At 34.5% G+C, this 1666-nt stretch carries 3 protein-coding genes; all 3 read left to right on the top strand.

Annotation, left to right across the window (positions count from 1 at the left end; genetic code table 11):
• Positions 1-162 precede the first annotated feature (162 nt).
• On the top strand, positions 163-738 hold the full coding sequence (locus tag F8N00_RS17840; protein ID WP_017474137.1) for a recombinase family protein: 576 nt from the start codon (positions 163-165) through the stop codon (positions 736-738).
• A gap of 199 nt (positions 739-937) precedes the next feature.
• Positions 938-1306 (top strand): ArsR/SmtB family transcription factor, encoded by a 369-nt coding sequence (locus F8N00_RS17835; RefSeq protein ID WP_053451892.1) that lies wholly within the window; start codon positions 938-940, stop codon positions 1304-1306.
• Positions 1299-1666, top strand: a 368-nt coding sequence (locus F8N00_RS17830; protein WP_421018727.1) for a heavy-metal-associated domain-containing protein, incomplete at its 3' end; no start/stop codon positions are given. The genes F8N00_RS17835 and F8N00_RS17830, both read left to right, overlap by 8 nt.

Here is a 1666-nt window from a genome sequence, read left to right as displayed (position 1 = left end):
GTCCTAAGACAGCATCTTTTCAGATCATAGAAAAACCCTCATTTCGACGTCGAAATGAGGGTTTTTCTATGATCTGAAGTGACTTCATCAAGTCATTTATTTTGAAGTGGATTGCTGTGATCTAGCGTCTCATAAGACTTGTCTCAAAAGTGAGGTGATATTTTGCGGAAAATTGGTTATGTACGTGTCAGTTCAACTAGTCAAAACCCTTCAAGACAATTTCAGCAGCTAAGCGAATTCGGAATGGATATTATATACGAAGAAAAAGTTTCTGGGGCAACGAAGGAACGTGAGCAACTTCAAAAAATGTTAGAGGACTTACAAGATGGTGACACCATTTATGTTACAGATTTAACTCGAATTACTCGTAGTACACAAGATTTATTTGAATTGATCGATTACATACGAAGGAAAAAAGCCAGCTTAAAATCACTCAAGGATACATGGCTAGATTTATCAGAGGATAATCCATACAGCCAATTCTTAATTACAGTAATGGCTGGTGTTAACCAGTTAGAGAGAGATCTTATCCGTATGCGTCAACGTGAAGGGATTGAGCTGGCTAAGAAAGAAGGAAAGTTTAAAGGTCGGATAAAGAAATATCATAAAAATCATGCGGGAATGAATTATGCAGTAAAGCTATATAAAGAAGGAAATATGACTGTAAATCAAATTTGTGAAATTACAAATGTGTCTAGGGCTTCATTATATAGAAAGCTATCGGAAGAGAACAAATAGTTCAGTCCTATTCCATTAATTGGCCAGATAATGTTATGTACTTAAAGTCTTATGCAGTTTGGTTATTTTGTTATTAGAATTGGGTACTCCAATTCTTTTTTTATGAATTTTTTACTCATTCAAAAAAACACTTGAATGAATTATTAAAAATGGTTATGCTATATTCAAATAAACACTTGAATGATATTGGGGTGAGAATGTGATTAAGAAAGATACTTGTGAAATTTATTGTTATGACGAAGAAAAGGTCAATCGAATACAAGGTAATTTACAGACAGTAGATATTTCTAGTGTTGCCCAAATGTTAAAAGCTATTGCAGATGAAAATAGAGCAAAAATTACCTATGCTTTATGTCAAGATGACGAACTGTGTGTGTGTGATATAGCAAATATTATAGGTGTTACGGTTGCAAATGCCTCTCATCACCTGCGAACGCTCCATAAGCAAGGGATTGTTAAGTTTCGAAAAGAGGGAAAACTTGCATTTTATTCATTAGATGATGAGCATATCAGACAAATTATGATAATTGCATTGGCACATAAGAAAGAGGTGAAGATCAATGTCTAGTGGGAAAGCAAAACTGTCTGAAGAAGAAATGAAAGCCTATCGTGTTCAAGGATTTACTTGTACTAACTGTGCAGCCATTTTTGAAAATAATGTTAAAGAACTTTCCGGTGTTCAGGATGCGAAAGTAAATTTCGGAGCATCTAAAGTTTATGTTAAAGGGACGACAACCATTGAAGAATTAGAAAAAGCAGGAGCATTTGAAAATTTAAAAATTCGAGATGAAAAAGAACAAAGGGTAGAACGAGAACCTTTTTGGAAGCAGAAAGAAAACATTAAGGTATATATATCAGCTCTTTTACTTGTAGTTAGCTGGTTCTTAGGAGAGCAGTATCTGTCTCTTATACACATCTCCGAGCCCAC

The sequence above is a fragment of the Exiguobacterium sp. A1_3_1 genome (assembly GCF_048985645.1).
Lineage (GTDB): Bacteria > Bacillota > Bacilli > Exiguobacteriales > Exiguobacteriaceae > Exiguobacterium_A > Exiguobacterium_A indicum.
Note: the sequence above shows the minus strand (reverse complement) of the source record. Positions and strands in the feature narration are given on the sequence as shown.